The sequence below is a fragment of the Micropruina sp. genome (assembly GCF_027492755.1).
In the GTDB taxonomy this organism is placed as follows: domain Bacteria; phylum Actinomycetota; class Actinomycetes; order Propionibacteriales; family Propionibacteriaceae; genus Micropruina.
In genome coordinates this window covers 1-1,573 of record NZ_JAPUED010000155.1, presented here as the reverse complement: position 1 = coordinate 1,573, position 1,573 = coordinate 1, and the positions used below count along the sequence as shown (strand labels likewise).

At 70.1% G+C, this 1,573-nt stretch carries 3 protein-coding genes; all 3 read left to right on the top strand.

The features are described 5' to 3' along the window. Nucleotides 1–318, top strand: a 318-nt coding sequence (locus Q0066_RS10980; protein ID WP_298132839.1) for a pilus assembly protein CpaE, incomplete at its 5' end; no start/stop codon positions are given. After that, a complete protein-coding gene (locus Q0066_RS10975) occupies nt 315–1,034 on the top strand; it encodes a hypothetical protein (protein WP_298132837.1) in 720 nt (239 codons plus the stop codon). The genes Q0066_RS10980 and Q0066_RS10975, both read left to right, overlap by 4 nt. A gap of 104 nt (nt 1,035–1,138) precedes the next feature. Continuing rightward, nucleotides 1,139–1,573 carry a CoA-binding protein gene (locus Q0066_RS10970; protein ID WP_298132835.1) on the top strand — a complete coding sequence of 145 codons (435 nt, stop codon included), beginning with the start codon at nt 1,139–1,141 and terminating at the stop codon, nt 1,571–1,573.

The window sequence follows — 1,573 nt, the reverse complement described above, 5'->3', positions numbered from 1 at the left end:
ATCCCCGGTGGCGAGCTGGCCGATGAGATCTTCGTCATCGCCGAGATGGTGATTCAGATCCAGGACGTTCCTGGCGGCTCGAGCATCTTCAAGTTCAACGGCACCACCGAGTGGGCGTTGGATTCCATCGACCAGACTCGGGTGCTCTGGCTGCCGCGCGAGGACCAGTTGCGTGACGCCCTCGGCGATCATTTCCGGGAACTGGCTGCCGTGCCGGGCGGTTTCGCGGTCGTGCTGGCCGATGGGAGCAGGCATCTGGACATCGACGCCGAGCGGGCCTATGCGCGCGCCGTCCTGCATGTGCGGGGTGAGCCGTGAGCGTGCTCATCCCGCACCGGTTCCGCGGCCCCAACACCTCCGGCAACGGCGGCTACAGCGCCGGCAGCGTGGCGGCGGCCTCGGGCCGTCCGCTCGGACCGGCCGAGGTCACCCTGCGGCTTCCGCCCCCGCTGGACGTCGAACTGCCGGTCGCAGCGGACGGCGACGGCGTCCGGGTCGATTCGGACGCCGGCACGGTCGCGCTCGGACGTCCGGCGCCGTTGGAGCTGGAGGTGCCTCCCCCGGTCAGCTTCGCCGAGGCCGAGCAGGCCAGCCGCGACTGCCCGTGGCTGGTGAACCATCCGTACCCGCAGTGCTTCGTCTGCGGCACCGATCGTCCCGACGGTCTGCACATCTTTCCCGGCCCGGTCGCCGGACGCCGGGTCGCTGCCGCACCCTGGGTGCCGGACCCCACAGTGGGTGCCGACGACGGCACCGTGCTGCCCGCCGTGGTGTGGGCGAGCGTGGACTGCCCGTCGCTGTTCGGCTACGGCTGTTTCGCCGAGTGGCCGGCCCTGATGCTGCTCGGCCGGTTCACCGCCCAGGTGTACCGGCTCCCCCAGGTCGGCGAACCCTGCGTCACGATGGGCTGGGCTCTCGGTCATGAGGGCCGCAAGTACGACACCGCCGCCGCCCTGCACACCGCCGACGGCGAACTCCTCGCCGCCAGCCGCGCCCTCTGGATCACCCTCAAGCCCACCACCCCACTCATCTGACCAAACCAGTGACCGAGGGGACGGTTCCTTTGGTCACCAGGGACGGTTCTCCCGGTCACCAGGGACGGTTCTCCCGGTCACCGGGACGCGACTAGGGTGACGACATGACTTCGGACACCGCCCCTACCCGCATGGCCTGGCAGCAGCAGGACGTGATCGATCACTTCCTCGACGAGGCCGAGGTGTGGGCGGTGGTCGGGCTGTCCGGTGACCCGGACAAGACCGCCTTTCGCATTGCCCGGCTGCTTCAGAACAACGGCAAGAAGATCGTGCCGATCCACCCGTCGGCGCCGACTGTGCTCGGCCAGCAGGGGTACGCGGCGCTGGCCGACGTGCCGTTCCAGGTGGATGTGGTGGACGTCTTCCGCCGCTCCGAGGCGGCCGGACAGTTCGTCGACGAGGCGATCGCGATCGGCGCCGGCGGGGTCTGGTTCCAGTTGGGCGTCGTCGACCACGACGCGTTCGCCCGGGCCCAGGCCGCCAACCTGCCGATGGTGATGGACACCTGCCCCGCGATCGAATGGCGCGAGCGCGGCTGA

What these genes read in the sequence shown, in the direction of transcription:
- Q0066_RS10970 (WP_298132835.1), top strand. Translation starts at nt 1,139, where the DNA reads ATGACTTCGGACACCGCCCCTACCCGCATGGCCTGGCAGCAGCAGGAC.